The sequence below is a fragment of the Halorubrum sp. CSM-61 genome (assembly GCF_003781945.1).
In the GTDB taxonomy this organism is placed as follows: domain Archaea; phylum Halobacteriota; class Halobacteria; order Halobacteriales; family Haloferacaceae; genus Halorubrum.
The window spans coordinates 44,789-68,700 of record NZ_RJJW01000005.1; the positions used below are offsets into that span (position 1 = coordinate 44,789).

A 23,912-nucleotide genomic window follows, 5' to 3' on the forward strand; every position below is an offset into this window, starting at 1 on the left:
ATTTTTATTCGGGCGGTCGCCGTTGCCCCCGCCATGACCGAGACGGAGGGTCGGTGCGAGTACGTTCACGAGGACGCCGATGCGGCGCCGGCCGGCTGGGAGTGTCCCCACCCGACGGACGGCGGCGATCGGTGCGCGTTCCATCGGCCCGCGGGCGATCCGAGTCCGGAGGCGGTCACCGCGGCGTTCGAGGCGGCGGTCGCGGCCGGGGAGTCGGACCCGCGCCGGCGCCGCTTTCACGGCGCGACGATCGAGCGGCTCTCGCTTCCGGCGGGGACGTTGCTCGCCGCCGATCGGTCTCACGCCATCGATCTCGCGGACGCGAAAGTCGGGGAGGTGGCGATCGGCGGCGCGACCGTCGGTAGCGATCTCCGGTTCGACGGTGCGACCGTCGACGGCGACTTCGAGGCGGCCGGGCTAACGTGTCTCGGCGACCTCCGCTGTCAGGCACTCCGGGCGGCGAGCGTCGACCTCGTTGAGGCGAGCGTCGACGGCGTCGCGGACTTCGCGTTCGCGACGGTCGACGGCTCGTTCAGCGTTACGAGGGCGGACCTGGGTCGATTGGCACTCAGCGACGCCGAAATCGACGACATGGTGAGCGCGAACCTCGTCCGGGTCGACGAGCGGACCGAACTGAACAGCGTCGCGGTCGGCGGCTCCGTCCTCGCGGCCGACGCGACTTTCGAGGGGGAGGTCCGCGCGATGGGGACGTCGGTCGACGGCGCGCTCGCGTTCACCGGCAGCACCTTCGGCGACGGGTTCAACGGGAACGACGCGAGCGCGGCCCACGGGATGACCGTCGACGGTCCGGTCGTCTTCAAGGGCGTCACGGTCAACGGCTCGACGGACTTCCGGTACGCGACGTTCGGCGCGCCGGTCCAGTTCCACCCGGAGCAGCACAGCACCGAGACGCGGTTCGACGGCGCCGTCGACTTCGAGCGAGCGACGTTCGAGGCCGGGTTCGACTTCCGCGAGGCCGTCTTCGACGGACGGCTCTACGTCGCGGACGCGACGGTGTCCGGGAGCGGACGGCTCGACGGCGCCGAGCTCGCGCGCGGGGCGACCCTCGACCGGACGGAGACGAGCGCACCCCTCTCCGCGACCGCGACCCGGATCGGCGGTCCGCTCTCAATGGTCGACTGCGAGTTCGACGGCGCGGTCTCGATCGACGGCGCCGTCGTCGACGGCGAGATCGACTGTAACGGCGGGGAGCGAGCCCGGGCGACGCGGTTCGGAGCGGAGCTGACGCTGGCCGGGACGGAGTGCCGGTCCGGCGTCGACCTCCGGTGGGTCGCGTGTGAGGGGCCGGTCGCCTTTCACGACCCGGAGACGGCGAGCCGGACCACGTTCGGCGACACCGTCGACGCGACCGGCGCACGCCTCGACGAGGGGATCGACGCCCGATCCGTTCGGTTCGACCACCTCGCCGGGTTCGAAAACGTCCGGGCCGGCGGCGACGTTCGCCTCGACGAGAGCGAGGTCGGTCGCCTTCGCAGCGACGTCGCTCCGGTCGGATCGGGCGACCGGCCGACCGTGACGGCGCGACGGGCGTCGGTCGACGAGGGCCGGATCGCCCACCCCGGCGACGGAACGGTGACGTACGACTTCGCGGACGCCCGGATCGGTCGCGTCCGGGTCGGCGCGGACGACGGGCCGGTGGAGCCGCTCGCCGCGGTTCGGTTCCTCGGAACCGAGTTCGACGGGTTCCGGTTCAGCCCCCACCACGGCCTGCTCGAATCGACCGGCTGGCGGCTCCACGACCCCGAGGGCACCGCCGACCTCCCGGAGTCCGATCCCGGTCCGAGACGACTGGAGGCGACCTACCAACAGGCGAAGACGGGGGCCAACGCCGTCGGGGACGCGACCGCGGCCGCGGAGTTCTTCAGGCGCGAGATGCGGTACCGCCGCGCCGGCCACGCCGCGGCGGTCCGGACGAAGCGAGGCGCGGGCCGGGCCCTCGCCGCGTACGACTGGCTCGCGAACGCCGTCCTGGACGCGACCGCGGGGTACGGCGAGCGACCGGGCTGGACCATGCTGTCGTCGCTCGCCGTCGTCGTGGCCTTCGCCGGCGGGTACGCCGCGCTGGGGGTCCCGGCCGAGGTGCCGGGCGAGCTGCTGCTGTTCAGCTTCCAGAGCTTCATCACGTTTATCGTCGGCCCGGCGCCGGCGGAGTCGTTCTCGGTCCGGCTCCTCAGCTCCGCACAGGGGTTCCTCGGGGCGTTCCTCGTGGCGCTGTTCGTGTTCGCACTGACGCGGTCGGTCGACCGCTGACGCCGCGCGTCGTCTGCCGGGGAGGAGGGGGCCGGCGGCAACCTCGCCGCGTCCGGCCGCGGACCTACCGCCCGCCCTCGCGGGCGAAGACGAACTCCCGGAGGAGCTTGCCCGCCAGCGCCGCGGCCTGCCCGTCGTCGCGGTCGTTCACCTCGACGACGTCGAACCCGTCCGCCGCGGGCGCGACCGCGCGGACGAGGTCGCGGACCTCGCGCGGATCGAGCCCGAACGGCTCTTTCGTCCCGGTCCCGGGAGCGAAGCCGGGATCGACTCCGTCGATGTCGACCGAGCAGTACACCGACTCGCCGGCGAACGCGTCCCCGTCCTCTCCGCCGAAGTCGTCGATCCACTCGCGGGCGTCCTCGGGCGGCACGACGGTCACGTCGGCGTCGGCGGCGCGGTCCCACTCGGTCTCGGAGCCGGTGCGCGCGCCGACGATCACGGCGCGGTCGACGCCGAGGTCGTCGAGGGCGCGTCGGGTGACGCAGGCGTGGCTCAGCGGGTTCCCGTCGTAGGCGTCGCGTAAGTCGAGGTGGGCGTCGCAGACGACGAGCGCGTCGGGCTCGACCGCCTCGACGCCGGCGTGCGTGACGGTGTGTTCGCCGCCGAGAGTCAGGGGAACGGCGTCGTCGTAGGTGACGCTCCGCAGTTCGGCGGCGAGGTGGTCGAGGTACGCTTCCACGTCGTCCCACGGACGCACGTCGCCGGCGTCGGCGACGCCGAGCGCGGAGAAGTCGCTGTCGGTCCTGCGGTCGTAGTCGTCGAAGGTCTCGGCGAAACGCCGGATCCGGTCCGGTCCGAACCGGGTGCCCGGCTGAAACGTGGTCGTGGCGTCTAAGGGAGCGCCGACGACCACGTACGAAGCAGCCTCGCGGTCGGTCGTCGCTCCCGGAAACATCGCCGACTACCCGATGATCTTCCGTTGGCCCTCGTAATCGAGGTACTCGATGTTATCGTCCGAGGTGAACTCCTCGCCCTCGGGGATGCGCATCGTGAACGTGTCGTAGGTGTCTAAGTCCATCACCTGGACTTCGTCGTCGTTGACGTTGACGACCTGGCCCTGCTTGCGCTCGATGATCGGGACCCAGACCTTCGCGTCGACCGGCTGCGAGAGCGAGCGCTTCTTGTCGTCGAAGACCCCCTTGCCCTCGACGCGCGCCTTCGCGCTCCCGTGTTTCCCGGGTTTGGCTGTGCTGTAGTGATTGATCTTGCAGGGCGCGCTGTCCATCATGACGTAGCTGCCCTCCTGCAGTTCGCGAACCTGCTTCTGCTCTCGCGGCATAAGCGGTACTTCCGGAGGGGCGGGTATAAACGGTTTGGAACGCCGTCGCGGGGGATCGGCGGTCCGAGATCGGAGGTGGGAGCTCCGGATGGACGAGCCGGTCAGGGGTCCATCTCGTCGACGTACTCCTCCTCGTCGGCGTCGCCGTCCGGCGGGACGAACTGCCCGGTGAGGAGGTAGCTGGCGACGAAGAGGCCGAGGAACCCGACGCCGACCGCCGCGGTCGTCCGGACGACGAAGGGAAAGTCGATCCACCAGAGCGCGCGGTCGGCGATCATCATCGCCACGACCGCGACGAAAAGCGCCTTCTGCTCGTCGGTCGGGTCGCGGACGAACCCGACCACGTCCTCCTTGATGTCGCTGAAAAAGCCCATTTCAGGCACCTCCCTCCGCTCCGAGATCGCTCGGGCTCGGGCTCTCGATGACGCGGCTCACGCGGTCGAGTCCCTCTCGAAGTTCCTCGGTCGGGAGCCCGAAGCCGATCCGGAAGCGGTCCGGGAAGCCGAACAGCCCGCCGGGCGCGAGCACGACGCTCTCTTCCTCGACGACGGCGCGACAGAACGCCTCGCCGTCCTCGAACCCGTCGGGCACCGTGACGAACCCGTTGACGCCGACCGGGTCGTACCAGTCGAGGCCGTGGCGATCGAGCCAGTCGGCGACGATCGCGCGGTTCGTCTCGGCCAACTCGCGGTTCTCCGTCAGGATGTTCGGCTCGCGTCGCCCGAGCGCCTGCTTCGCGACGTGCTGGCCGAACAGGCTCGGCGAGATGGTGGTGTAGTCCTTCCAGCGCCACGCGCGCTCGACGACCGGCTCGGGGCCGGCGATCCAGCCGAACCGGAGCCCGGCGAGACCGTACGCCTTCGTGAGGCTCGTCGTCGAAATGCCGTGGGACCCGAAGCTCGCGACCGGCGGCCGCGGCTCCTCGGCGAGCAGGCGGTACACCTCGTCGGCGAGGAGGTACGCGTCGCGATCGACGGCGACGTCGTAGACGGCCCGCATCGCCGCCTCGTCGTGGTACCGACCGGTGGGGTTGTTCGGGTTGTTCACGACGATCACGGCGGTGTCGTCGCGGGCGGCGTCGGCGATCGCGTCCGGGTCCAGCTCCCACTCCGGCGGCTCCAGCTCGACGCGGGTCACGTCGCCGAAGGCGTCGGGGACCGCGTGGAGCGCCTGATACGTGGGCGTGACGACGACCGCGTGGGTGCCGGAGCCGACGCCGGACGGCGGGCTCTCCGCCCCGCCTTCTCCGTCGTCCGCGCCCCCCTCCCCGTCGACGGCGCCCCCCTCCCCGTCGACGGCGCCCTCGTCGCCGAGCAGCGAGAGGAACGTCAGGAAGTTCGCCTCCTGGGTCCCGCAGGTGAACAGCACTTCGTCGGCGCTCCGGCCGTAGCGGTCGCCGACCGACGCGCGGAACTCGGGGTCGCCGTTCGTCGGGATGACGTAGCCGAGTTTCCCGGGGTCGAGGTCGAACCGACTCGCGTCGAGCGACCGGACGCCGCTTTCGGCCAGCATGATGTCGGCCTCGTGTTCGTACTCCGCGAACCAGCGTTCGAGGCCGAACGGGTCGATGCGCATACCCGCTTTCGGGCGGGCGCGAGGTTAGGTGCTACGGTCCGTCCGGAACGCCACCCGCAACGACTTTTGCCGGCGGACGCGAGTCCCGACTATGCTTCTCAACCGGGGGCGGCTACTCGGCGCGCTGCTCGTCGTGTCGGCCGCCCTCGCCGCGGTCGTGCTGGCGGAAGTGCTGCGGACCGTCGTCTTCGCGGTCACCGTCGCGTACGTCCTGTACCCGGTCCGTCGGCGGCTCGTCGGTCGGGGCCTGTCCCGCCGGATCGCGTGCGTCGTCACCACCGTCGTCGCCTTCGTCGCCGCCGTGCTCCTCGTGGTCCCGCTGTTCTACGTGCTGTATCGGCGGCGATCGGAGCTGATCGAGATCCTCGGACAGATCCCTGACGCCGTCCCGATCAGCGTGGGCGAGTTCGAGTTCGTCATCGAGACGGTGCCGTACGTGGCGGCCGCCGAGGTCTGGCTTCGGCAGGTCGCGCTGGGGATCGCGGCCGCGGCGCCGCGGCTCGTCTTGGAGCTCGTCGTCTTCACGTTCCTCGTGTACGGGATTCTCTACCGGCCGAGGGCGGTCGAAACCGCCGTCTTCGGCGTGGTCCCGCCCGAATACCACGACATCCCGACCCGGCTCCACGAGCGGACGCGGGAGACGCTGTACTCGATCTACGTCCTGCAGGCGGCGACGGCGGCGGGGACGTTCGTCCTCGCGTTCGCGGTGTTCCGGATCCTCGGTTACGGCTCGCCGGGGCTGTTGGCCGTCATCGCCGGGGTTCTCCAGTTCATCCCCGTCGTCGGGCCGAGCGTCCTCGTCGTCGCGCTCGGGGCCGGTGACCTCCTCGTCGGCGAGACCGGACGGGCGATCGCCGTGCTGGTGATCGGCCTCGTCGTCATCGCCTTCCTTCCCGACGCGGTGATCCGAACCCAACTCGCCGACTGGACCGGGAGGATCTCACCGGGACTGTACTTCGTCGGCTTCGTCGGCGGCATCCTCACGCTCGGCGCGATCGGACTCATCGTCGGTCCCCTCGTCGTGTCGCTGCTGCTCGAAGTGATCGACATGCTCTCCGAGCGCGGCGCGGCGGCGGACGGCGTCGAGGAGGTCGGAGGTCGGGCGATCGACGATGAAACGCGGTAGAACCGGTCGGACCGACGCGACGCGAGTCTCGACTCCCGCCGCCGACTCCGTCTGGTATCCGACTTCGAGGGCGCCGTCCGACCTGCGGATTCAAGTCCGTGGCCTGCCACGTCGACGCATGGCAGGACCGGACCCCGCCGAACTCCGGCGGGTCGTCGACGCGTTCCCCCCGGCGCCCGACGGCGACGACGCCGCCGACCGCGTCGACGACCTACTCGACGGGACGTACGGCAGGCTGATCGGCGAGTGGTACCCCGATCTCGCGGCGCTGACCGAGTCGTACGCCGCGGGCGACGTCCTCCGCGAGGACGTGCTCGAACACGTCGAGGGGGTGCCGTCGTTCCGGCTCTCGGACGGCGCCGCGCCGCTTCCGGAGCGGCGGCGCGCGCTCGCGGCGGCCGACGAGACGGCCGCCGAGGTGACCGAGATCGCCGGCTGGTACGCGACGCTGCGGTCGATGCTCGACGACGACCCCGACGACCTGACCCGCGGCGAGCTGCTGCTCCACGGCTTCGGCTACGTGCTCGCGCACGGGCTCTTCCTCGGCGCGTCGTCGCCGAGGCGAGTCGTCCGGCGGCTCCGGCTGGCGTACCGCTCGGTCGGCGTCGACATCGACGAGACCGAGAGCGAGGCAGGCGCCGAGCGGACGACGTTCACCTGTCCGTACCGGAACGCGGGGTCCCGGATCTACGGCGAGAAGTGGGTGTGCCACGAGAAGCTCGACCGCGTGGACGACGGGTACGTGACCTACCTCGAGGAGCGGGGGATCGACTACCAGCGGCCGCGGGGCTGCGACGAGGGCGAGCGGTGCTACTCCACCGTCGCGCGCGACGGTCCCGAGCTGTGGTGGCCGAAGACCGCTCCGGCGGCGATCGGGGGCCGCTCGTGACCCGGGACCGTCGCGGGTCGCGGTCGACGCGGACGAGGTCGCAGTCGGACTCCGGCGAGGAGTCGCCGCCGGCCGACGACGAATCGGAACCCGTGGCACACCGGATTCAGCGCGGCTACGCCGCGTGGGCGCGGGTCTACGACTGGTTCGCACGGGCGACCGCCTCGGTCGGGGGCGTGCGAGCGGGGTGCGTCCGGGCGCTCGATCTCGACCCCGGCGACACCGTCGTCGAGTTCGGCTGCGGTCCCGGCGTCAACGTGCCGGCGCTGCGCGAGGCGGTGGGCCCGACCGGACGCGTCGTCGGCGTCGACCTCACCGGCGCGATGCTGGAGCGAGCGCAGGGGCTCGCCGAGCGGCGGGGGKGGGAGAACGTCGAGTTCGTGCGGGGCGACGCCGTCGACCCGCCGATCCGCTCGGCCGACGCAATCCTCGCGACGTTCGTCACGTCGCTGTTCCCGGACCCGTACGCGGTCGTGAGCGGGTGGTGTGACCTGGCCGACAGCGTCGCCGTCGCGGCGTTCGCACCGCGGGGGAGCCGCCCCGCGAACGCCGCCCTCGCCGGGTTCGCCCGCCTGAACGGTCGGCTGTTCGACGTGGCCGGGGGCGACCCGCTCGGTCGGCTCGACGCGCGGACGGCGGCCGCGTGCCGGGCGCTCTCCGACAACGCGGGGACCGTGACCGAGGAGCGGTACCTGTTCGGAACGGTCACGATGTGCGCCGGTCACGGATCCGCGGACGATCGGGGTGAGTGACGGGGCGACTGCCGGGTTCCGGACGGAACGCAACGTTTAGCGCGCCCCCGGACGCAGTGGCGGGCATGAGCTTCTTCGAGACGCTCGCGGACCGGATCGAGTCGACCGACAGCGTCGTCTCGGTCGGGCTCGACCCCGACCCGAGCCGCCTCCCCGACGCCGTCGCCGACGCCGACCTGCCGCGGTGGGCGTTCAACCGCCGGATCATCGACGCGACCCACGAGCACGCCGCCTGCTACAAGCCGAACGCGGCCTTCTACGAGGACGCCGACGGCTGGCGCGCGCTCGAAGAGACGATCGCCTACGCCCACGGCAAGGGCGTTCCGGTCCTCTTAGACGCCAAGCGCGCCGACATCGGCAACACGACCCGTCAATACGCCGAGGCGCTCGACGACGACGGGCTCGGCGCCGACGCGATCACGGTGAACCCGTACCTCGGCCGCGACTCACTCCAGCCGTTCCTCGACCGCGAGGAGAAGGGCGTGTTCGTCCTCTGTCGCACCTCGAACCCGGGCGGCAGCGACCTGCAGGACCTCGAACTCGCCTCCGGCGAGCCACTCTACGAGCGCGTCGCGGCGCTCGCGGACGTGTGGAACGAGAACGACAACGTCGGACTCGTCGTGGGCGCGACTGCATCCGAGGAGCTGGCCGAGGTCCGCGAGATCGTCCCCGAGATACCCTTCCTCGTCCCCGGCGTCGGGGCGCAGGGCGGCGACGCGGAGGCCGCGGTCGAGCACGGGCTCGCGGCACGCCCGGGCGCCGAAGTCGACGTGGGGATCGTCAACTCCTCGCGGGGGATCATCTTCGCCGGCGAGGAGTCGAGCCGGCCGGGAGAGGAGGGGACCTACTTCGGCGCCGCTGGCGACGCCGCGAAGCGACTGAAAAAGCGGCTGAACCGGTATCGGTAGGGGACGCGCGCCGAATCGCTGCCGGCGCCCTCCGGGCTCACTGCTGGCGGCCCTGCACGCAGGTCGCGCAGGCCCCCGTGGCGTCGTCCCAGTGGTCGTCGCAGACGGCGTTCCCGCACCGCGGACAGCTGTGGGTGGCCGGTGCGGTCTCGCACACCTGACAGAGTCCGGTGACGCTCATGGTCCTCCTTGGGCCGCGTCGCTTATGAGTGTCGCGGGCGACCCCCGCGTATGCGCCAGTTCGTCGTCATCGGCCACGACGTGCCCACCGACCCGGACGCGGTCTCGCTGTCGGACCTCCCCGGCGCGGGCCGGCTCGACCTCCTCTGTCGGTGCGTCGCCGGCGGGGTCTTCCTCTCGCACGGGATCCGCGAGGGCGTTCGGGTCCACCTCGTCGCCGCCGACGAGTTCACGGTCACCTTCGACGCGAACAGCCTCCGGCACCTCCACCCGGACGAGCGCAACGTCGCCGCGCGGATCCGGGACGCGCTCGACGCACAGGACGACGCGATCGGCCACATGCCCGCCGACGTGTCGCCCGGCGTCGAGCTCCGCCGGATGGGACTGGAGGCGACGCTCGACCGGCTGCTCGACGGGTCCGGGACCGCCGGCGGATCCGGCCGAGGAGCCGGGTCCGCCGACGCCGACCCGACTCTCGTCCAGCTCCACGAGGACGGCGACCCCCTCGTCGACGCCGCGCCGCCGACCGACCCCGTGTTCGTGCTCTCGGACCACAACGACTTCGCGCCCGCCGAGCGCGACCTCCTCGCGGACCGCGCGGACCGCCGCGTGCGCGTCGGGCCGAAGCGGCTCCACGCCGACCACACCGTCTCCGTCGTCCACAACTGGCTCGACACCGATGGGTACGAGTCCTACTGACGACCGGCGCACGACGACCGCGCCCGCGACCGACGACCGGTTCGCGGTCCCGCTCCGGGGCGTCGCCGTCGACTCGGAGACGCGCTGCGCCCACTGGGACGACCCCGTCGACGTGGTCGCGCTCCGGTTCGGCTGCTGTGCGGCGTACTACCCCTGCGACGCGTGCCACGACGCCGCGACCGACCACGAGGCCGAGCCCTGGCCCCGCGATCGGTTCGACGAGCCGGCGGTCCTCTGTGGGGTCTGCGGCGCGACGCTCTCCGCACGCGAGTACCTCGACGGCGACGGTGAGGCGCAACACGGCTCTAGCAGTCGGACGCAGTCCGGCGACAGCGAGGCGCTCCGCGCCTCTGGCAGTCGGGCGAAGCCCGACGACAGCGAGGGACGGAGTCCCTCGGGCAACCGGGCGTCGCCCGGTGACGACGCCTGCCCTCAGTGTGGTGCCGCGTTCAATCCCGGCTGCCGGGCGCACCGCGATCGGTACTTCGAGATGTCGGTGGAGAAGTCTGGGACCGACGACGACGATTTATAACCCACTTCGCGGTGGGGTGGCGCGTGCCTGCGAGCGGGCCTACGGGCCGCGAGGAGCACGCGCGAGGGACGCGGCGACCGAAGGGAGCCGCGAGGCTGGGGAGGGGTGAGGTTGCGGTGCTGCGCGGGCGGGGTGGGACTCAAAGGGGCAGCCGCGAGGGCGAACCCCGACGACGCAAGGACCGCAACGAGGGAGCGAAAGCGACCGAGTGAGGACCGCAGTGAGTCGCGGGAGCCCTCGCGGCTGGGGCTTTGGAGGAGTTCACCGCCGATCGACGGTTTGCAAGAACCTACACCGTCATACAGCCGAGGCGGTTCGATCGCCCCCGTTTTCGGAAAGGTTAAAAGAACGAACGGCCTTCTGTCGAGTGCGGGCCGGTGGGGTAGCTTGGTATCCTTCGGCCTTCGGGTGGCCGTAACCACGATTCAAATTCGTGCCGGCCCATTTTCACCCCACTTCGCAACGACGAGCGCTAGCGAGGAGTCCGTAGTGGGCGTGAAATCGCCGCCGGGCGAATTTGAATCAGGGAGCAAATCTTCGATTTGCGACTGTGATTCAATATTCGTGCCGGCCCACTTCTCCCGCACTTTCGCTCGATGAGCGACGGCCTTCGGGTGGCCGTAGCCGACGCTGGTACTCGGCGGAAATTTATAACGCCGCCACACCTACCGAAGGGCATGTCACGCTCGGAATGGCGTCCGGACGACGATCGTCGGCCCGCTGAGGATCTGAAGTTCGGCGAAGCGCTCGCGGAACTCGCCGTCGAGGATTCGCCGGAGATCGACCCTGTCGAGGCCGTTCGAGAATCGCGCGAAGACGTATGACGTTTTTCGTCGACTCGAACGTCTTCATCGCGATCGTCACCGGTGACACCGACCGATCCGATCTCGCGTAAGCGCTATTGGACAGCGACCGAGAGTTCTACACCTCCATCTACAACCTCATGGAGGTTCGAAACGTCCTCGCGACGAAGTACCACTTCAAGCGAAGCCGGATCGAGAAAGTCGAGAACACCGTTCGGACGTACGCTGATCCCGTCAGTCACAGCTCGATCCTCATTCAGGAGGCCGACGCGATCCAAGAAGAGACGTACGTGACCGCGATGGACGCGATCATGCTCGCCGGCGCCTCACACATCGACGGGACGCTGGTGACGTTCGATACCGAGCTCCATCGACACGGAGCGAAGCCACCGGAAGCCGTTCTGGAGTAGTCAGTAGAACCCGAGTAAGAGTCGAGTGTTTTTGATGCCGTCGACGCGGCGGGCGGCTTCGCGAACTTCCGGGAGACGGCGACGAAGACGAACTCGCTCGTCGATCGGCTGCAGGCGATCGAGTTGTCGGCTGTCGACGACGTGGCCGACGACTTGGAGAACTACCTGGAGACGAAGGAGCGCGCCGAGGAGCTCGGCGTCGAGCAACACCTTACAGCGCTCGGTGACGCAGCGGGGGCTCACAGTACCGGTAAGATCGAAGCCGATCTCCCGGGCGTCGGTGTCGCCCTCGTCTGCGAAGCGTTCGAGAATACGTTCGTTGCGGCTACCTATCTACGGGACGAATACCGCCGAGGGTAATAGTGGTAACGTGGTTGGAGAAACGACTACCGAGACTCTATTGTCCCCCTCAGCACTCCTTCGACTTCCTCGATCGCATTACCCGATGGTAATACCGCGAAGCGTACTCGTAGGCCGATCGCGCCGGGAACAACACCGGTTCCTGCTTAAACCCGGACACCGTCTCGGAGACGGCCCGTCGCGATCGCCCGACGAACGACGGGTTCAGCATCTCGTTCGTCTCGTAGCAGTACACCGGTCGGTTCGCTTTCCGGCGGATCGCGGCCGCCTGTTTCGGATCGCTTTCGATGAACAGGTCCGCGCCCGTCGATTCGTACACGTCCGCCTTGTACTGGCCGTAGTTACCCAGTTTCCGACGAGTCTCCATGTCCGGCACGTCCATCATGACGAGGGTGTCGTACTCGATGCCGTGCTCGGCGAGCCACTGCTCCGTCTCGGGGCGGTACTTCTCCAGTCTCGACGTCACCAGCCACCCGATCCGCTGTTTGGGGACGAAGTGCGGGTCGACGGTCGCGAGAAACTCTCGGTAGTTCTCCCCGTCGTCGTTCTCCTCCGACAGCGGGTCCCGACAGAGCACGCCGTCGATGTCCACGCAGAAGTCGCTGAGCCTCGTGTGATGGAGAATGTTCCACTCGAAGATGCGCGGCGCGGGTACGACCTCGCCCCAACAGTCGACGTGTTTGTGCCCCTCCGGAGAGATGTACACCGCACCGTACGTGACGTCGAACGGGAAGTCCTGTTTCGCCAGCCGCTCGCGGGTCTCCGTCATCTGCCCGCCCGTCAACACGGAGTCGTCGACGACGAGTACCGAATCGACGTCGTCGAGGCCGTTGCCGTGTTCGTATCGCGACCCGGTGTCGAAGGTTCGCCCCGCACAGAGGCCGTCGATGTCTACCATCGGAACGTCGAGGTGGAGACAGAGGAGATTCGCGGCTAAGAGTCCGCTTCTGGGGATCCCGGCGATCAGATCGATATCGCGTGAGATGTTTCGCGCTAAGCGGCGCGTGTCCGCGTTGAGATCCTCGACGGTCCGGTAGTTCATTTGAACACGGTAAGGGAAACTCAAGTATTATTATTCGGTTTATAACGGGGCTCTCGACCGCGATCCCAAACTGCGACTTTGCCAACTTTCAAGTCCGCCGGTGGCCCGGTGTAACACGAATGAAACTCTTCGCCTCGGCGTCGGACCGGCGGCGGGGGATCCTCGCCGTCGTCGCCGTGGCGCTCGCGTTCGTCGCTCTCTACCTCCTCGTGCACGAGTACGTGGGATTCATCACGGACGTCGAAGCCCTGCGGGCGTGGCTCCGACAGTTCGGCGTCCTCGCCCCGCTCGTGTTCATCGCCCTGCAGGCCCTCCAGGTCGTCGTCGCTCCGATCCCCGGACAGGTCGTCGCCCTCGTCGCGGGCTATCTCTTCGGCCCGGTCGCTGGCACCGTCTACAGCCTCACGGGCGTGCTGATCGGTAGCGCGGTCGCCTTCTCGCTCGCGAAGCGGTACGGCCGGTCGTTCGTCGAGGACGTGCTCCATGAGGACGTGATCGCGCGTTTCGACGGGTTCGTCGAGACGGTCGGCGTCCCGGGACTGTTCGCGTTCGTGATCATCCCCGGACTGCCCGACGACGCCGTCTGCTTTCTGAGCGGGCTCACGAAGTGGTCGCTCCCGACCTTCATCGCCGTGATCAGCGTCGGTCGGCTGCCGGCGTACGTGTTCACGGTCTACGCCGGCGGCGAACTGGCGAGCGGGCAGTTCCGCTCGGCGATAGCGCTCATCGCACTCGTCGTCGTCGCGTCGGTCGTCGGTTACTACAAACAGGAGGCGGTGCGGGACTTCGTCGCGGGCGTCGAGCCGCGACTCCCCTTCTGAACGATTTGGGGCTCAGTGATCCCGCGGTCATCCCCAGGTCCAGTGCCGGTCGAGGACGAACCGGTAGAGCCCGCTGAGGAAGATGGCGACCGCGTTGGCGACGAGGTACATGACGCTCGCCCACTCCACGAGCGCGTAGAGGACGCCGAGCTGGATCGGGATCGCCGTCCCGCGGACGAGGTTCGTCTTGAACAGGCCGCCGAGGTACTCGGCGGTGCCCGTGTTCTGACTCCCCCGGAACGTCCACGCGTTGTTGAGCACGTACGAGAGGACGATCGTGATCTCGATGGCGATCGTCGCGCCGATCAGGTAGTTCAGCCCAGCCGTGTCGACGAACAGCCACAGCAGCCCCATCTGGATCGCCGCGGTGGTCGCGCCGACGACGACGAACCGACGCATCTGAACCGCGATCGGTCCGGTCGTGAGGTTCCGCAGAACGGCGCGGATCATCACCGGTAGCCGAGCGCTTCGAGGCGGGCCTCGAGGTCCTCGTCGACCTCTTCGTCCTGGCCGTCCTCGCCGGCGGCCGTCTCCGCGTCCGCCTGTCTGTCGCGGAGCTCGGCCACGTGCTCGGCGGCGATCGGCGCGAACCGTTCGACGACCGCGAGCGCCTCGTCGGACGGGTCCGCGGAGCGGTCCTCCTGTTGGGTCGGGTCCGACGGTCGGTGGTACAGCTCCGTCTCTCCGGTGTCGGCGTTCTCGATGTACGTCCACTCGTCGTCGCGGACGCTCACGAGCAGGTCGCCGTCGGACAGGGACCGCGGGATCGGCTGTTCGGTCACCTCCTCGCCCCGGACGGTGACGGAGACGACCGGCTCCTGATCCGGCGACTCGCCGTCGGTGACCGCCGGCGCGAGCGACTCGCCGCGCCACTCGGAGGGGGCATCGACGTCGAGCAGGTCGGCGACGGTCGGGGGGATCGCGTCGAGCCCGACGTGTTCGGAGACGCGGCGACCGCCGTCCTCGCCGGGGACGTTCACGATGAGCGGCACCCGGATCAGCTCGTCGTACAGCTTCGGGTAGTGCGCGAGGTGACCGTGCTCCTGGAACTCCTCGCCGTGGTCGCCGGCGACGACGATCGCGGTCTCGTCTGCAATTCCCTCCGCCTCGAGTTCGTCCAGCAGCCGGCCGACGCTGTCGTCGACTTGCCGCACCGTCGCCTGATACAGGGTCCGGAGGTCGCGGAGGGTCCGCTCGCCGACCTCCAGCCCGAGGCTCGTGCGCGTGTGGGCGTGGAGCATCCGGTGGGTGCCGACCAGCCCGTCCGAGACCTCGCGGATGTACCGCGGCGCGGGGACGTACGGGGTGTGGGTGTCCATGTAGTGGACCCACAGGAAGAACGGGTCGTCGGCGTCGTCGACGAAGTCGGTCGCGGCGTCCTCGACGTCGAACATCCGCGACGCGTCGAGGAACGGTCGGTCGTCGCTGTCGCCTCGGACCTTGGAGCCGAGGCGGCGGAACGGCGACGTGACGAGCTGTATCCACGCCTCGACCGTCGGGTGGGCCGCGAGGTACCGGCTGTAGCGGCTCGACCCGACGCTCGTGACGAACGGCTCGAACTCGTCGAACCCCTCCGGATACCCCCAGTGGGAGGTGAGGAAGCCGTTCGCGGCGTTGAAGCCGCCGGTCGCGACGCCGGCCTCGGAGAGCACCGACGCGAGCGTCCGGGACTCCTTCACGCCGATATCGCCGTTCCGGGCGAAGACGGGCTCGGAGGCGAGGATCGAGGGAAACGAGAAGGGGGTCCAGTTGCCGGTCGCGAACGAGTGGTCGAAGACGGTCCCGTCGGCGGCCAGCTCCGAGAGCACCGGCGAGTGCCGATCGTCGTCGTAGGGGGCGATCGCGTCCGCTCGAAGCGAGTCGATCGTGACGAGGAGGACGTTCGATACCCCTCCGTCCGCCGACGAGGGCGAGTCAGCGGAAGCCGAGTCGGTCGCGTCTGCTCCGCTCAAACCCGGGTCGTCAGAGTCCGGTTCGTCAGTGTCCGATCCGTTCGAGTCCGATCCGTCCGAATCCGACGCCGCTGAGGTCGGTTCCGCTGAGGTCGGTTCCGCTGAGGTCGGTTCCGCTGTGTCCGAGGTCGACGTGTCCGGTACCATAGTGTGCGTGAGTGAGGTCTACCGCCGCCGAACCGCGGGCCGGCCCGATCGGTCGCGTCGGGCCGAACGTCAGCGTCACTAGTTACCCGAGGGCGGTCTGCCAACGGCTTGAGGATTTCGATCGCGGAGGCGACGGTGCGGCCAGGACCGCCCCGCCGAACGTAGCTATTTGGCGTTCGGGGCCGGAGAGAGACGCATGAGAGACGCGTCGAGCGAGGGCGGGAGAGAGCCGGCGGGCGACCGACGCCTCGGGATCGAGGCGCTCGACGAGCCCGTTCCGCCGGACGAGATCCCCGAAGGGGTGCCGGGCGAGTCGCGGGCGATCGACACCGGCGACGTTCGGCTCCACGTGGTCGAGGCCGGTCCCGAAGACGGGAAGCTACTGGTCTTGCTCCACGGGTTCCCGGAGTTCTGGTACGGCTGGAACGACGCGATCGCGCCGCTGGCCAACGCGGGCTACCGCGTCGTCGTTCCCGACCAGCGGGGCTACAACTGCTCCGAGAAGCCGTCCGCCGTGCGCGACTACCGGATCGACGCGCTGACGCGGGACGTGGTCGGCCTCATCGACGCCTACGACCGCGAGACCGCCGCCGTCGCGGGTCACGACTGGGGCGCCGCGGTGGGGTGGTGGCTCGCGCTCCACCACGCCGACCGGGTCTCGGAGCTCGTCGCGGTCAACGTGCCGCACCCGACGGTCTTCGAGCGCGCCCTTCGGGGCTCGTGGAGCCAGCGGCTCAAGAGCTGGTATATGCTCCCGTTCCAGCTCCCCAAGCTCCCCGAGACGGTCGCCGGCGCCGGGAACTGGCGCCTCGCCGTGCGGGGGCTCCGGGAGACGAGCGATCCGGGGACGTTCGGCGACGAGGACTTCAGACGCTACCGCCGGGCGTGGAACCGCGAGGGCGCGTTCGAGGCGATGGTGAACTGGTACCGGGCGATCGTCCGCGACCGCCCGACGCCGACGAGGGAGACCGTCGAGGTCCCGACGCTCGTGATCTGGGGCGCGAAGGACCCGTTCCTCGCGAGGCGACTGGCCGGCGAGAGCGTGGAACACTGTACCGACGGCCGGCTCCTCGTCCTCGACACGGCGACTCACTGGGTCGTCCACGAGGAGCCCCACCGCGTCGCCGAGGCGATCGCCGACCACGCCGACCCGCTGCCGCCGGGCGCGCGGGAGTAGCCCGCCGGGGCGCGTCCGGCCGCCCGGCGGTTTCAGGTGCCAAACGCCTTTTGTACCGACGGCGGCGACGATAGGGCATGACGATCGATCGATACGCCGACGCCGTCGACGGCCTCTCGCCCGGCCACGGGGAGGTCGAGACCGCGGAACTGGCCGTCACCGACGACGTGCTCGTCAAGGCGTTCGCGCTCGGCCCGGGAGCGACCCTCGACGCGCACGAGCACGACGACGCGACCAACGTCTTCCACGTCCTCGAGGGCGAGCCGACCGTCATTCGCGAGGACGAGGGGGAGTCGCTCGCGGCGCCCGCGGTCGTCCTGAACGAGCGCGGGACCGTCCACGGCGCCCGGAACGACACCGACGAGCGCGCCGTCATCACCGCGAGCCTCTGCCCGCTCCCCTGATGGACGGCGAGATCGACCCCGAGGAGCTGGCTGGCCTGATCGCGGGCGACGAGGGGAGCGATTCCGCCCTCCGGATCGTCGACATCCGCGACCGCCGCGCCTTCGACCGCGGGCACGTCCCCGGCAGCGAGTGCATCCCCTTCCCGGAGCTGACGACCCGCGTCGCGGAACTGGAGGGTGCGGCGCGGATCGTTACCGTCTGTCCGCACGGGGTCGCCAGCCGGCAGGCGGCCCAGCTGATCGGGAGCTACGCGGGGATCGAGGACGCGCGCGTCGAGAGCCTCCGCGGCGGCATCGAGGCCTGGGAGCGCGACACAGGAGAGTTGGTCCAGCCGGACCCTGAAGAGACCGCGAACCCGACCGCGGAGCCCGACGAGGGACCGGACGCGCCCTTTTAAACGGACCCGCCTTCGCCCGCTACGCTCCCCGCCGACCGCGCCTCGCGAGCGCCGCGCCGGCGACGACCGTCGAGACGAGAGCGACCGCCGGACCGAACCCGGGCGTGTCGTCGGCCGACATCGGCCCGTCGCCCTCGACGGTCACCGTCGTCGACGCCTCGTCGACCGGGCCAGCGGCGCTCACGGTCACGTCTCCGGCCCCGCTGACCGTGACTTCTCGGTCGATCGACGCCTCCTCGCCGGCGTCCAGTCGCACCGGTTCGGTCGCGACCGTCTCGCCGTCGACGCGGAACTCGATCTCTCCGCCCGCGGGCACGCTCGCGTCGTTGCCGACGGTCGCCGTCGCGACGACCGACTCGCCGTCCGTGACCCGGTCGCGGTCTGTCGAGACGCCGCGGACGCGGGGGCGAGCGGGCTCGGAGACGGCGACCGTTAGGCGTTCGCTACCGATTCCGACCTCGTACTCCCCGGGGGAGTCGAAGCGGTGCTCGAAGCGCTCGACCGTCTCGGCGCCGGCGTCGAGCGTCCCCGACCGGTTCGCGACCGGCTCGCCGTCGACCGAGAGCGAGAGGTCGTAGCTCCCGGCCGCGCCGCCCGTGTTGGACGCGACCACCGACGCCTCGAGCGACTCGCCGACGACGAGCTCGACGGGGTCGCGGGCGACGGTCCGGTTCCGGTACTCGCCGGTCGCTCGGATCCCGTCCTCGGCGAGCTCGTACCCCACCTGCGCGGGGGTCTCGCCGAACGCGGCCGCGTGGTCGTCTCTGTCCCACGTCTCGGCGTTCGCCTCCGTCGTCGTCAGCCGCTCGGTGTCGGCGCGGACCTCGGCCGCGGTCGCGGCGTCCGCTCCCTCCGCGGCCGCGGCCTCGACGGCGTCGAGGACGTCCTCGTTGGTGATCGGCCCGTCGGCCTCGTTGAGCTCGCGGAGGACCGTCGCCAGCGACGCGGCGCCGTCGGTCTCGGCGCGGAGCCGGCGGTCGATCTCGCCGGCGACGAGCGCCCCCTTCGTGTAGTCCGCGTTCCCCTCCCACGTCGTCGGGTCGGAGAGCACCGCGGAGGCGTCGGGCTCGCGCTCGCCGCGCGCTAACGTGGTCTCGAACTCGTCGAAGTCGGCGGCGCCGCGCTCGAGCGCGAACAGCGCGGCGTAGTGGGTCGCGCTCGCCTCCGTGATCCACCGACCGCTCGGCTCGGTGCGGTACGCCTGCCGGGTGTGGACGTACTCGTGGGTCCACACGTCCGCCGCCGTGCCGACGGACTCTTCGTCTCTGACCCACAGGTCCGCGTCGCCCGTCTGGAGCCCGCGGACCGCCCACGACACCTCGCCCGTGGGAGCGGCGAACGCGACCACTTCCCCGTCGCGGGCGCCGACCTGCAGTGCGGTCGACGCGTCCGCGAAGACCCCGAACACCTCCTCGGGCGTGGCGACCGGGTCCGCGGCCGCGGGGACGATCAGCCGGTAGCGCTGTCCGGCGGCCTCGCGGACGTGCTCCTCGTGTGCCCCGAGGAACGCCATCGTCTGCGAGGCGACGCCCTCGCCGGCGACGACCGTCTCGCGCTCCAGCCGGACCTGCCCCTCGTACTGTCCGGTGTACGACCACGCGGCGCCGACGCGGGGGGTCCTGACGAGCGCCCACTCGCCCGCGTCGACGAAGCGGTAGGTCCCGTCGGCGGCGAGCGGGCCATCTCCCTCGACCGTGTCGTTAGCGTCGATCGCGTAGGTGAGCGAGGGGTTCGCGGTCTCGCCGTCCCACTCCCAGACGGACTCGTCGCTCGCGCCGTCGGCCGGGACGAACCCGTCGGCCTCGACCTCAGCCTCGGTATCGACGCTGAGCAGCGTCACTTCGAGCTCCGTGACGCGATCGGGTATCTCCGCCCGCGTCGCGACGCCGACCGTCCCTCGCTCGTCGGTCCGGGCCATCTCGTTTCGCAGTCGGATCGCGTCGGCGTCGTCGTCGGTCCGCGCTACTCGATCCGCGTCGGTGCTCCCCGAGAACGACTCGACGCCGGGGTTCGTATCGACGCCGGGGGTCACGTCGTCGGCGGAGACGTGAGCGCCCCCGGCCGCCGTCAACGAGACGAGCGAGAGCGAGACCAGCAGGAGCGCGACGAGCGAGAGCGCGACGGCGGCTCGAACGCCGCCGAACGATTCGGGCCGGGTCATGCGTGTCGTACCGGACCCGTCGGATATAGGACTGATCGTGGACGTGTTGACACGATTCGGAGTCGGCGTCACGTCGGGAGCTCGACGCGGCGCCGAACGCTTCGAAAAAGTAGGGGGGGGAGGAGGGAGCGTGTGGCGTCCCTCCGTGCGACACGTGTCGGAGGGAGAGGTTAGTTATAGAGTCCCTGAATGTCTCTATCACCGACTTATCGGCTCGTTCGCGGTGCCGAGTCTCAGACCGCGCGGAGCCGCGTCGTCCAGAAGTCCCGGAACGCGTCGTCGAGCGCCTCCCGCGGCTTCCCGGTCGCGTCGGAGACGTCGGTGACGTCGGCGTGCTCCCGGACCTCGCCGAGCACGCTCCGCTCGCCGACGACGATCGTCCGGTCTATCCGGGCGTCGGCGGTGGAGTCGCGGTCGTCCAGATCCGCCAGCGCCGCGGTCGCCTTCTTCAGGTGGTCGTCGATCTGCCCCTCGCGCCGGCGCTCGAACCGGCCCTGCGAGAAGCCGCCCTTCGAGTGGGCCTCCTTCACGTCGGAGGAGAACCCCTCGAAGTCGACCCGCTCGTCGCCCTCGTAGACGCCGAGCGCGAAGGTGTCGGACCGGACGAGCGCGAAGGCGACCCGTCCGGTCGGTCGGAACCACGACTCGTCGAGCCGGAACTCGTCGTCCCACCGGTCGAACGGAGCCGGCTCGATCGGGGGCGAAAGCGCCGCGCTCACCGCGCCCGTGTCGTCGGCGACGACCACCGCGGGGGCGGCCCGGCGGACGAGCCGAGTGCGGTCGCCGAACCACTCCGCGACGCTCGACGGCACCGCGTCCTCGTCCGGAACGAACGCGGTGAGGAGCCCCTCGGGGTCGTCGCTTGCGACCGCCCGGAAGCGCCCGAGCGCGTCGGCCAGTCGCGGGCCGCGGAGGTCGCTGACGCGGCGGAACTCGACCGACTCCTCCTCGCTCTCGGTCCGACCCAGGCGCTCCTCCAGCGACTCGATCCGGTGTTCGAGCTCGTTGACGCGCTCCTCGGCGCGCTGTCGGTCGGCGACCGCGTCGGATCGGCGCTCCTCCTCGGCCTCGGCGCGTCGTTCGAGGTGGCGCTTCTCCTCCTCCAACTCCTCGATCCGGTCTTTCAGCTCGGCGCGCCCGAGCAGCCTGTCGATCATACCCGAACGGCGACTCCCCGCCACCTAAAAGGTGCGTCTGTAGTTGCCCGCTACCGAATTTGCTTATAAATGACGGGCGGTGGCGCGTGCCTCCGAGGCCGCCTCGCGGCCGAGGAGCACGCGCGAGGGAGTCGGCTCGGCGCTTATAAGCGCCGAGCCGACGAGGCTGGGGAGGCGTGAGGTGCGGTGCTGTGGCGGGTGGGTGGGACTCAAAGGGGCAGCCGTGAGGAGCGCGGAGGCGACGCAAGCACCGCAGGGAGCGAACGAAGTGAGCGACTGAGGAGCGCAGCGAGCGTGCGCGCTCCTCACGGCTGGGGCTTTGGAGGTGTTCACCGTTGATCCGTCGGTAACCGCTTATAAGCGAGCGRCTGGGGCTTTGGAGGTGTTCACCGTTGATCCGTCAGTAACCGCTTATAAGCGAGCGACTGGGGCTTTGGAGGTGTTCACCGTTGATCCGTCGGTARCCGCTTATAAGCGAGCGACTGGGGCTTTGGAGGTGTTCGCCGAGTCAGCAGCCACGTATAAGCGATCGTCAAGAACGTCGACGCCGAACACACCCAAGTCAACACCCGAGTACTACGCGTTCACGTGCGGCTCCCAGCCCTCCCAACGCAACAGGGTCTCGGCGCGGTCCGCGTCCGCGAGCAGGACGTTTTTCCGGTCCGGAAGGGTGTCATCGGCGATCTCTCGCGGGATCGCGAGCGTCCCGCTCGGCACGTCCTCGTCGCCGGCGACCGGGATGTGGCCGCCGCCGACCTTCATCACGAGGGGGGCGTCGAGCCGCTCTACCCCCTCGCCGTCGGCGTACAGCTGCTCGTTGACGTGCTCGTGGTCGACCCGCTGGATGACGGCGCGCTCGCCGTCGTGGGGTTCCACGTACAGTTCCCCCAAGTAGTAGCCGCTTGAGAATCGCTCGAACATTCTGTGCGTGATAACCTCTGGCACGACCAGACATAAGTGTTTCTCGGCCCTGATCGATCGTGATAATCGGGGGCCGACCGCGTCCCCGACCGATCTTACTCCCGCCCGATCTCACTCCCCGCTCGGACTTACTCCCCGCTAGACCGCCGCGCGACCTCGTGGCGGCCGAACCCGTACCGGAGTCGGTTGGCGAGCCGGCGGGAGAAGCGCCCCTCGTTGCGGGAGTCGAACCGCTCGGCGAGCGCCTGGTAGATGAGCGGGACGGGGACCTCCTGTTCGAGCGCCTCCCGGACCGTCCACGTGCCCGTCGAGCCGCCCGCGACGTGGTCCGCCACGTCGCCCAGATCGGAGCCCTCCTCGCGGAACGCCTCCTCGCAGAGCTCGAGGAGCCACGACCGGATCACGGCCCCGTTGTTCCACGTGCGCGCGACCGACTCCATGTCGAGGTCGTACCGGCCCTCCGTCAACAGCTCGAACCCCTCGCCGTACGCCTGCATCAGCGCGTACTCGACGCCGTTGTGGACCATCTTCACGTAGTGGCCCGACCCCGACGCACCCATGCGGTCGTGGCCGTCCGGCCCGGTCGCCACCGCGTCGAAGACGGGCACCAACGCCTCGTAGGCCCACTCCGGGCCGCCGATCATCAGCGAGAAGCCCGCCTCCGCGCTGGCGGGACCGCCCGACGTGCCGCAGTCGAGGTAGGCGGCGTCCGTCTCCTGGGCGCGCCGGACCGACGCCTGGAACTGCGAGTTCCCGCCGTCGACGACCACGTCGTCGGCGTCGAGGTGGGGCTCTAAGTCCGCGAGCGTGGCGTCGACCGCGTCGCCCGCGGGGACCATGAGCCAGACGCGCTTGCCGACTCCCTCGCCGTCGAGCCGGTCACACAGGTCCGCGACCGAGTCCGCGGCCGTCGCGCCCGCCTCCGCCGCCTCCGCGGTCGCCTCCGCCGAGAGGTCGAACGCGACCACCTCGTGGCCCGCGTCGAGCGAGCGATTCACCACGATCTGCCCCATCCGCCCGAGTCCGATGACGCCGAGTTCCATGCGCGAGGGGTGGCGACCGGCCGCCGTAGTGGTTCCGGTTCGGGAGCCGACGGCGACTCGTTTTAAACACCGAAACGGATGAAGGGGTAACGAGAGGGTCCGCCGCGTTCTGGTTCGGTACATGACCCGACTGACACTCCGGCTCGACTTCCCGATCGGTTCGTGGATCGGCGACGTGTCGCGGGCCCACCCCGACGCGACGATCCGCGCGAGGGAGACGGTCGCCGCCGAGGAGGGCGAGGTGACCGCGCTCGCCGTCGCGGGCACCGACCGCGCGGCGACGGTGGAGTCGATCCGCGAGCACGACCGCGTCCACCGGGTCGACGTCGTCGACAGGGCCGGACCGGCGACGCGGCTCCGAGTCGTCGCGCCCGCGCCGCCGCCTCACGTCGCGACCGCGCGAGAGGTCGGCCTCCCGATCGAGGAGTCGATCGCGGTGACGAACGGGCGCGCGACCGCCGACGTCGTCGGCGAGCGCTCCCGTCTCACCGCCTTCAGCCGACGGCTCACGGGCGAGGGGGTCACCGTTGGGATCCGGGGGAGCGACGCCGACAGGGAGCCCGTCCTCACCGACGCTCAGCGGGCCCTCGTCCTCGACGCCGTCGCGGCCGGCTACTACGACACCCCGCGGGAGTGCACGCTCACGGAGCTCGCCGAGGCGCGCGACCTCGCGAAGTCGACGTGTAGCGAGACGCTCCACCGCGCGGAGGGACGGGTGTTACGCCGGTTCGTGAACGGCGAGTTCGACGTCGCGGACCGCAGGGAGGGCGGCGAGGAGAGGAGCGGTGAGAGGAGAGAGGACGAGAGAAAGAACGGCGAGAATTCGATCGGCGGCGGATCCGACCCGGAACGCGAGGGCGACCGAGCGGAGCCCGCCGGGATGGCCGCCTCGGAGCCGTGAC

The 23,912-nt window shown here is 70.1% G+C and carries 27 protein-coding genes, 1 tRNA gene and 1 pseudogene; 16 read left to right on the plus strand and 13 right to left on the minus strand.

Translation table 11 applies throughout. The features are described from left to right. Nucleotides 1-33 precede the first annotated feature (33 nt). The gene (locus tag EDM04_RS09870) at nt 34-2,271 is read left to right on the plus strand and encodes a pentapeptide repeat-containing protein (protein WP_123621611.1); all 2,238 of its coding nucleotides are present in this window, start codon (nt 34-36) and stop codon (nt 2,269-2,271) included. Nucleotides 2,272-2,335: 64 nt separating this feature from the next. Here EDM04_RS09870 and speB read toward each other — a convergent pair whose 3' ends face one another. The 4 genes from speB to EDM04_RS09890 form a co-directional block, all read right to left on the minus strand. After that, a complete protein-coding gene (gene speB, locus EDM04_RS09875) occupies nt 2,336-3,169 on the minus strand; it encodes an agmatinase (RefSeq protein WP_123621613.1) in 834 nt (277 codons plus the stop codon). A 6-nt stretch (nt 3,170-3,175) separates the two neighbouring features. Beyond that, nucleotides 3,176-3,553, minus strand: coding sequence for a translation initiation factor IF-5A (locus EDM04_RS09880; RefSeq protein WP_123621615.1), 378 nt, complete (start codon nt 3,551-3,553; stop codon nt 3,176-3,178). Between the two features lie 101 nt (nt 3,554-3,654). Next, on the minus strand, nt 3,655-3,927 hold the full coding sequence (locus EDM04_RS09885; protein ID WP_123621617.1) for a hypothetical protein: 273 nt from the start codon (nt 3,925-3,927) through the stop codon (nt 3,655-3,657). A gap of 1 nt (nt 3,928) precedes the next feature. Further along, nucleotides 3,929-5,128 carry an aminotransferase class I/II-fold pyridoxal phosphate-dependent enzyme gene (locus tag EDM04_RS09890; RefSeq protein ID WP_123621619.1) on the minus strand — a complete coding sequence of 400 codons (1,200 nt, stop codon included), beginning with the start codon at nt 5,126-5,128 and terminating at the stop codon, nt 3,929-3,931. Between the two features lie 91 nt (nt 5,129-5,219). On the opposite strand from EDM04_RS09890, the gene EDM04_RS09895 reads away from it, so the two are divergent. The 4 genes from EDM04_RS09895 (at nt 5,220) to pyrF (ending at nt 8,803) form a co-directional block, all read left to right on the plus strand. Continuing rightward, entirely contained in the window at nt 5,220-6,254 is a 1,035-nt protein-coding gene (locus EDM04_RS09895) for an AI-2E family transporter (protein WP_123621621.1), read from the plus strand. 118 nt (nt 6,255-6,372) lie between these two features. Next, nucleotides 6,373-7,143 (plus strand): hypothetical protein, encoded by a 771-nt coding sequence (locus tag EDM04_RS09900; RefSeq protein ID WP_123621623.1) that lies wholly within the window; start codon nt 6,373-6,375, stop codon nt 7,141-7,143. After that, entirely contained in the window at nt 7,101-7,895 is a 795-nt protein-coding gene (locus tag EDM04_RS09905) for a class I SAM-dependent methyltransferase (protein ID WP_123621625.1), read from the plus strand. The genes EDM04_RS09900 and EDM04_RS09905 overlap by 43 nt, the downstream gene beginning before the upstream one ends. Nucleotides 7,896-7,960: 65 nt before the next feature. Next, entirely contained in the window at nt 7,961-8,803 is an 843-nt protein-coding gene (gene pyrF / locus EDM04_RS09910) for an orotidine-5'-phosphate decarboxylase (RefSeq protein ID WP_123621627.1), read from the plus strand. Between the two features lie 37 nt (nt 8,804-8,840). On the opposite strand, the gene EDM04_RS18520 is transcribed toward pyrF, so the two are convergent. Then, nucleotides 8,841-8,984, minus strand: a complete 144-nt coding sequence (locus tag EDM04_RS18520; protein WP_164471116.1) for a hypothetical protein — start codon at nt 8,982-8,984, stop codon at nt 8,841-8,843. Between the two features lie 50 nt (nt 8,985-9,034). Here EDM04_RS18520 and trmY point away from each other — a divergent pair, with 50 nt between their 5' ends. From trmY to EDM04_RS19140, 6 genes and pseudogenes are all read left to right on the plus strand, one after another. Next, nucleotides 9,035-9,682 (plus strand): tRNA (pseudouridine(54)-N(1))-methyltransferase TrmY, encoded by a 648-nt coding sequence (gene trmY / locus EDM04_RS09915; protein ID WP_123621629.1) that lies wholly within the window; start codon nt 9,035-9,037, stop codon nt 9,680-9,682. Then, entirely contained in the window at nt 9,663-10,214 is a 552-nt protein-coding gene (locus EDM04_RS09920; protein ID WP_123621632.1) for a CHY zinc finger protein, read from the plus strand. The genes trmY and EDM04_RS09920 overlap by 20 nt, the downstream gene beginning before the upstream one ends. 371 nt (nt 10,215-10,585) lie before the next feature. Continuing rightward, nucleotides 10,586-10,658, plus strand: a tRNA-Pro gene (locus tag EDM04_RS09925). A gap of 152 nt (nt 10,659-10,810) precedes the next feature. Next, nucleotides 10,811-11,038, plus strand: coding sequence for a hypothetical protein (locus EDM04_RS09930; RefSeq protein WP_123621635.1), 228 nt, complete (start codon nt 10,811-10,813; stop codon nt 11,036-11,038). Between the two features lie 77 nt (nt 11,039-11,115). Continuing rightward, nucleotides 11,116-11,427: a PIN domain-containing protein gene (locus EDM04_RS09935; RefSeq protein ID WP_123621637.1), complete on the plus strand. Its 312-nt coding sequence runs from the start codon at nt 11,116-11,118 to the stop codon at nt 11,425-11,427. An 18-nt stretch (nt 11,428-11,445) separates the two neighbouring features. Beyond that, nucleotides 11,446-11,622: pseudogene (locus EDM04_RS19140) on the plus strand (restriction endonuclease); the annotation flags it as partial. A 214-nt stretch (nt 11,623-11,836) separates the two neighbouring features. Here the strand turns inward: EDM04_RS19140 and EDM04_RS09950 are convergent. Beyond that, a complete protein-coding gene (locus EDM04_RS09950) occupies nt 11,837-12,829 on the minus strand; it encodes a phosphoribosyltransferase family protein (protein ID WP_123621639.1) in 993 nt (330 codons plus the stop codon). Between the two features lie 119 nt (nt 12,830-12,948). On the opposite strand from EDM04_RS09950, the gene EDM04_RS09955 reads away from it, so the two are divergent. Then, nucleotides 12,949-13,650: a TVP38/TMEM64 family protein gene (locus tag EDM04_RS09955; RefSeq protein WP_123621641.1), complete on the plus strand. Its 702-nt coding sequence runs from the start codon at nt 12,949-12,951 to the stop codon at nt 13,648-13,650. A gap of 27 nt (nt 13,651-13,677) precedes the next feature. On the opposite strand, the gene EDM04_RS09960 is transcribed toward EDM04_RS09955, so the two are convergent. From EDM04_RS09960 to EDM04_RS19145, 3 genes are read right to left on the minus strand one after another with little or no spacing between them, the layout of a single operon-like run. After that, nucleotides 13,678-14,100 (minus strand): GtrA family protein, encoded by a 423-nt coding sequence (locus EDM04_RS09960; protein ID WP_123621643.1) that lies wholly within the window; start codon nt 14,098-14,100, stop codon nt 13,678-13,680. Next, a complete protein-coding gene (locus EDM04_RS09965) occupies nt 14,100-15,602 on the minus strand; it encodes a sulfatase (RefSeq protein ID WP_123621645.1) in 1,503 nt (500 codons plus the stop codon). The genes EDM04_RS09960 and EDM04_RS09965 overlap by 1 nt, the downstream gene beginning before the upstream one ends. Before the next feature lie 25 nt (nt 15,603-15,627). After that, complete coding sequence (locus tag EDM04_RS19145) at nt 15,628-15,828, minus strand: pentapeptide repeat-containing protein (protein ID WP_123621647.1); 201 nt, start codon at nt 15,826-15,828, stop codon at nt 15,628-15,630. Nucleotides 15,829-15,945: 117 nt separating this feature from the next. Here EDM04_RS19145 and EDM04_RS09975 point away from each other — a divergent pair, with 117 nt between their 5' ends. The 3 genes from EDM04_RS09975 (at nt 15,946) to EDM04_RS09985 (ending at nt 17,728) form a co-directional block, all read left to right on the plus strand. Further along, nucleotides 15,946-16,926 carry an alpha/beta fold hydrolase gene (locus EDM04_RS09975; protein ID WP_123621650.1) on the plus strand — a complete coding sequence of 327 codons (981 nt, stop codon included), beginning with the start codon at nt 15,946-15,948 and terminating at the stop codon, nt 16,924-16,926. Between the two features lie 77 nt (nt 16,927-17,003). After that, nucleotides 17,004-17,330 carry a cupin domain-containing protein gene (locus tag EDM04_RS09980; protein WP_123621652.1) on the plus strand — a complete coding sequence of 109 codons (327 nt, stop codon included), beginning with the start codon at nt 17,004-17,006 and terminating at the stop codon, nt 17,328-17,330. Beyond that, the gene (locus tag EDM04_RS09985; protein WP_123621654.1) at nt 17,330-17,728 is read left to right on the plus strand and encodes a rhodanese-like domain-containing protein; all 399 of its coding nucleotides are present in this window, start codon (nt 17,330-17,332) and stop codon (nt 17,726-17,728) included. Before EDM04_RS09980 ends, EDM04_RS09985 begins: the two co-directional genes overlap by 1 nt. A 19-nt stretch (nt 17,729-17,747) precedes the next feature. On the opposite strand, the gene EDM04_RS09990 is transcribed toward EDM04_RS09985, so the two are convergent. From EDM04_RS09990 to gnd, 4 genes are all read right to left on the minus strand, one after another. Then, nucleotides 17,748-19,889 (minus strand): hypothetical protein, encoded by a 2,142-nt coding sequence (locus tag EDM04_RS09990; protein WP_123621656.1) that lies wholly within the window; start codon nt 19,887-19,889, stop codon nt 17,748-17,750. Between the two features lie 233 nt (nt 19,890-20,122). After that, nucleotides 20,123-21,046, minus strand: a complete 924-nt coding sequence (locus EDM04_RS09995; RefSeq protein WP_123621658.1) for a Vms1/Ankzf1 family peptidyl-tRNA hydrolase — start codon at nt 21,044-21,046, stop codon at nt 20,123-20,125. A 576-nt stretch (nt 21,047-21,622) separates the two neighbouring features. Next, nucleotides 21,623-21,967, minus strand: coding sequence for a DUF5802 family protein (locus tag EDM04_RS10000; protein WP_123621660.1), 345 nt, complete (start codon nt 21,965-21,967; stop codon nt 21,623-21,625). 128 nt (nt 21,968-22,095) lie between these two features. Further along, nucleotides 22,096-23,010 carry a phosphogluconate dehydrogenase (NAD(+)-dependent, decarboxylating) gene (gnd, locus tag EDM04_RS10005; RefSeq protein ID WP_123621662.1) on the minus strand — a complete coding sequence of 305 codons (915 nt, stop codon included), beginning with the start codon at nt 23,008-23,010 and terminating at the stop codon, nt 22,096-22,098. A 121-nt stretch (nt 23,011-23,131) separates the two neighbouring features. Here gnd and EDM04_RS10010 point away from each other — a divergent pair, with 121 nt between their 5' ends. Continuing rightward, on the plus strand, nt 23,132-23,911 hold the full coding sequence (locus EDM04_RS10010) for a helix-turn-helix domain-containing protein (protein ID WP_123621664.1): 780 nt from the start codon (nt 23,132-23,134) through the stop codon (nt 23,909-23,911). The last annotated feature ends 1 nt before the right edge of the window (nt 23,912 follow it).

Excerpts from the sequence above, each read along its gene's own strand:
- EDM04_RS09870 (WP_123621611.1), top strand. The coding sequence starts at position 34 with ATGACCGAGACGGAGGGTCGGTGCGAGTACGTTCACGAGGACGCCGAT.
- speB (WP_123621613.1), bottom strand. The coding sequence starts at position 3,169 with ATGTTTCCGGGAGCGACGACCGACCGCGAGGCTGCTTCGTACGTGGTC.
- EDM04_RS09880 (WP_123621615.1), bottom strand. The coding sequence starts at position 3,553 with ATGCCGCGAGAGCAGAAGCAGGTTCGCGAACTGCAGGAGGGCAGCTAC.
- EDM04_RS09885 (WP_123621617.1), bottom strand. The coding sequence starts at position 3,927 with ATGGGCTTTTTCAGCGACATCAAGGAGGACGTGGTCGGGTTCGTCCGC.
- EDM04_RS09890 (WP_123621619.1), bottom strand. The coding sequence starts at position 5,128 with ATGCGCATCGACCCGTTCGGCCTCGAACGCTGGTTCGCGGAGTACGAA.
- EDM04_RS09895 (WP_123621621.1), top strand. The coding sequence starts at position 5,220 with ATGCTTCTCAACCGGGGGCGGCTACTCGGCGCGCTGCTCGTCGTGTCG.
- EDM04_RS09900 (WP_123621623.1), top strand. The coding sequence starts at position 6,373 with ATGGCAGGACCGGACCCCGCCGAACTCCGGCGGGTCGTCGACGCGTTC.
- pyrF (WP_123621627.1), top strand. The coding sequence starts at position 7,961 with ATGAGCTTCTTCGAGACGCTCGCGGACCGGATCGAGTCGACCGACAGC.
- EDM04_RS18520 (WP_164471116.1), bottom strand. The coding sequence starts at position 8,984 with ATGAGCGTCACCGGACTCTGTCAGGTGTGCGAGACCGCACCGGCCACC.
- trmY (WP_123621629.1), top strand. The coding sequence starts at position 9,035 with ATGCGCCAGTTCGTCGTCATCGGCCACGACGTGCCCACCGACCCGGAC.
- EDM04_RS09920 (WP_123621632.1), top strand. The coding sequence starts at position 9,663 with ATGGGTACGAGTCCTACTGACGACCGGCGCACGACGACCGCGCCCGCG.
- EDM04_RS09930 (WP_123621635.1), top strand. The coding sequence starts at position 10,811 with ATGAGCGACGGCCTTCGGGTGGCCGTAGCCGACGCTGGTACTCGGCGG.
- EDM04_RS09950 (WP_123621639.1), bottom strand. The coding sequence starts at position 12,829 with ATGAACTACCGGACCGTCGAGGATCTCAACGCGGACACGCGCCGCTTA.
- EDM04_RS09955 (WP_123621641.1), top strand. The coding sequence starts at position 12,949 with ATGAAACTCTTCGCCTCGGCGTCGGACCGGCGGCGGGGGATCCTCGCC.
- EDM04_RS09960 (WP_123621643.1), bottom strand. The coding sequence starts at position 14,100 with ATGATCCGCGCCGTTCTGCGGAACCTCACGACCGGACCGATCGCGGTT.
- EDM04_RS09975 (WP_123621650.1), top strand. The coding sequence starts at position 15,946 with ATGAGAGACGCGTCGAGCGAGGGCGGGAGAGAGCCGGCGGGCGACCGA.
- EDM04_RS09980 (WP_123621652.1), top strand. The coding sequence starts at position 17,004 with ATGACGATCGATCGATACGCCGACGCCGTCGACGGCCTCTCGCCCGGC.
- EDM04_RS09985 (WP_123621654.1), top strand. The coding sequence starts at position 17,330 with ATGGACGGCGAGATCGACCCCGAGGAGCTGGCTGGCCTGATCGCGGGC.
- EDM04_RS09990 (WP_123621656.1), bottom strand. The coding sequence starts at position 19,889 with ATGACCCGGCCCGAATCGTTCGGCGGCGTTCGAGCCGCCGTCGCGCTC.
- EDM04_RS09995 (WP_123621658.1), bottom strand. The coding sequence starts at position 21,046 with ATGATCGACAGGCTGCTCGGGCGCGCCGAGCTGAAAGACCGGATCGAG.
- EDM04_RS10000 (WP_123621660.1), bottom strand. The coding sequence starts at position 21,967 with ATGTTCGAGCGATTCTCAAGCGGCTACTACTTGGGGGAACTGTACGTG.
- gnd (WP_123621662.1), bottom strand. The coding sequence starts at position 23,010 with ATGGAACTCGGCGTCATCGGACTCGGGCGGATGGGGCAGATCGTGGTG.
- EDM04_RS10010 (WP_123621664.1), top strand. The coding sequence starts at position 23,132 with ATGACCCGACTGACACTCCGGCTCGACTTCCCGATCGGTTCGTGGATC.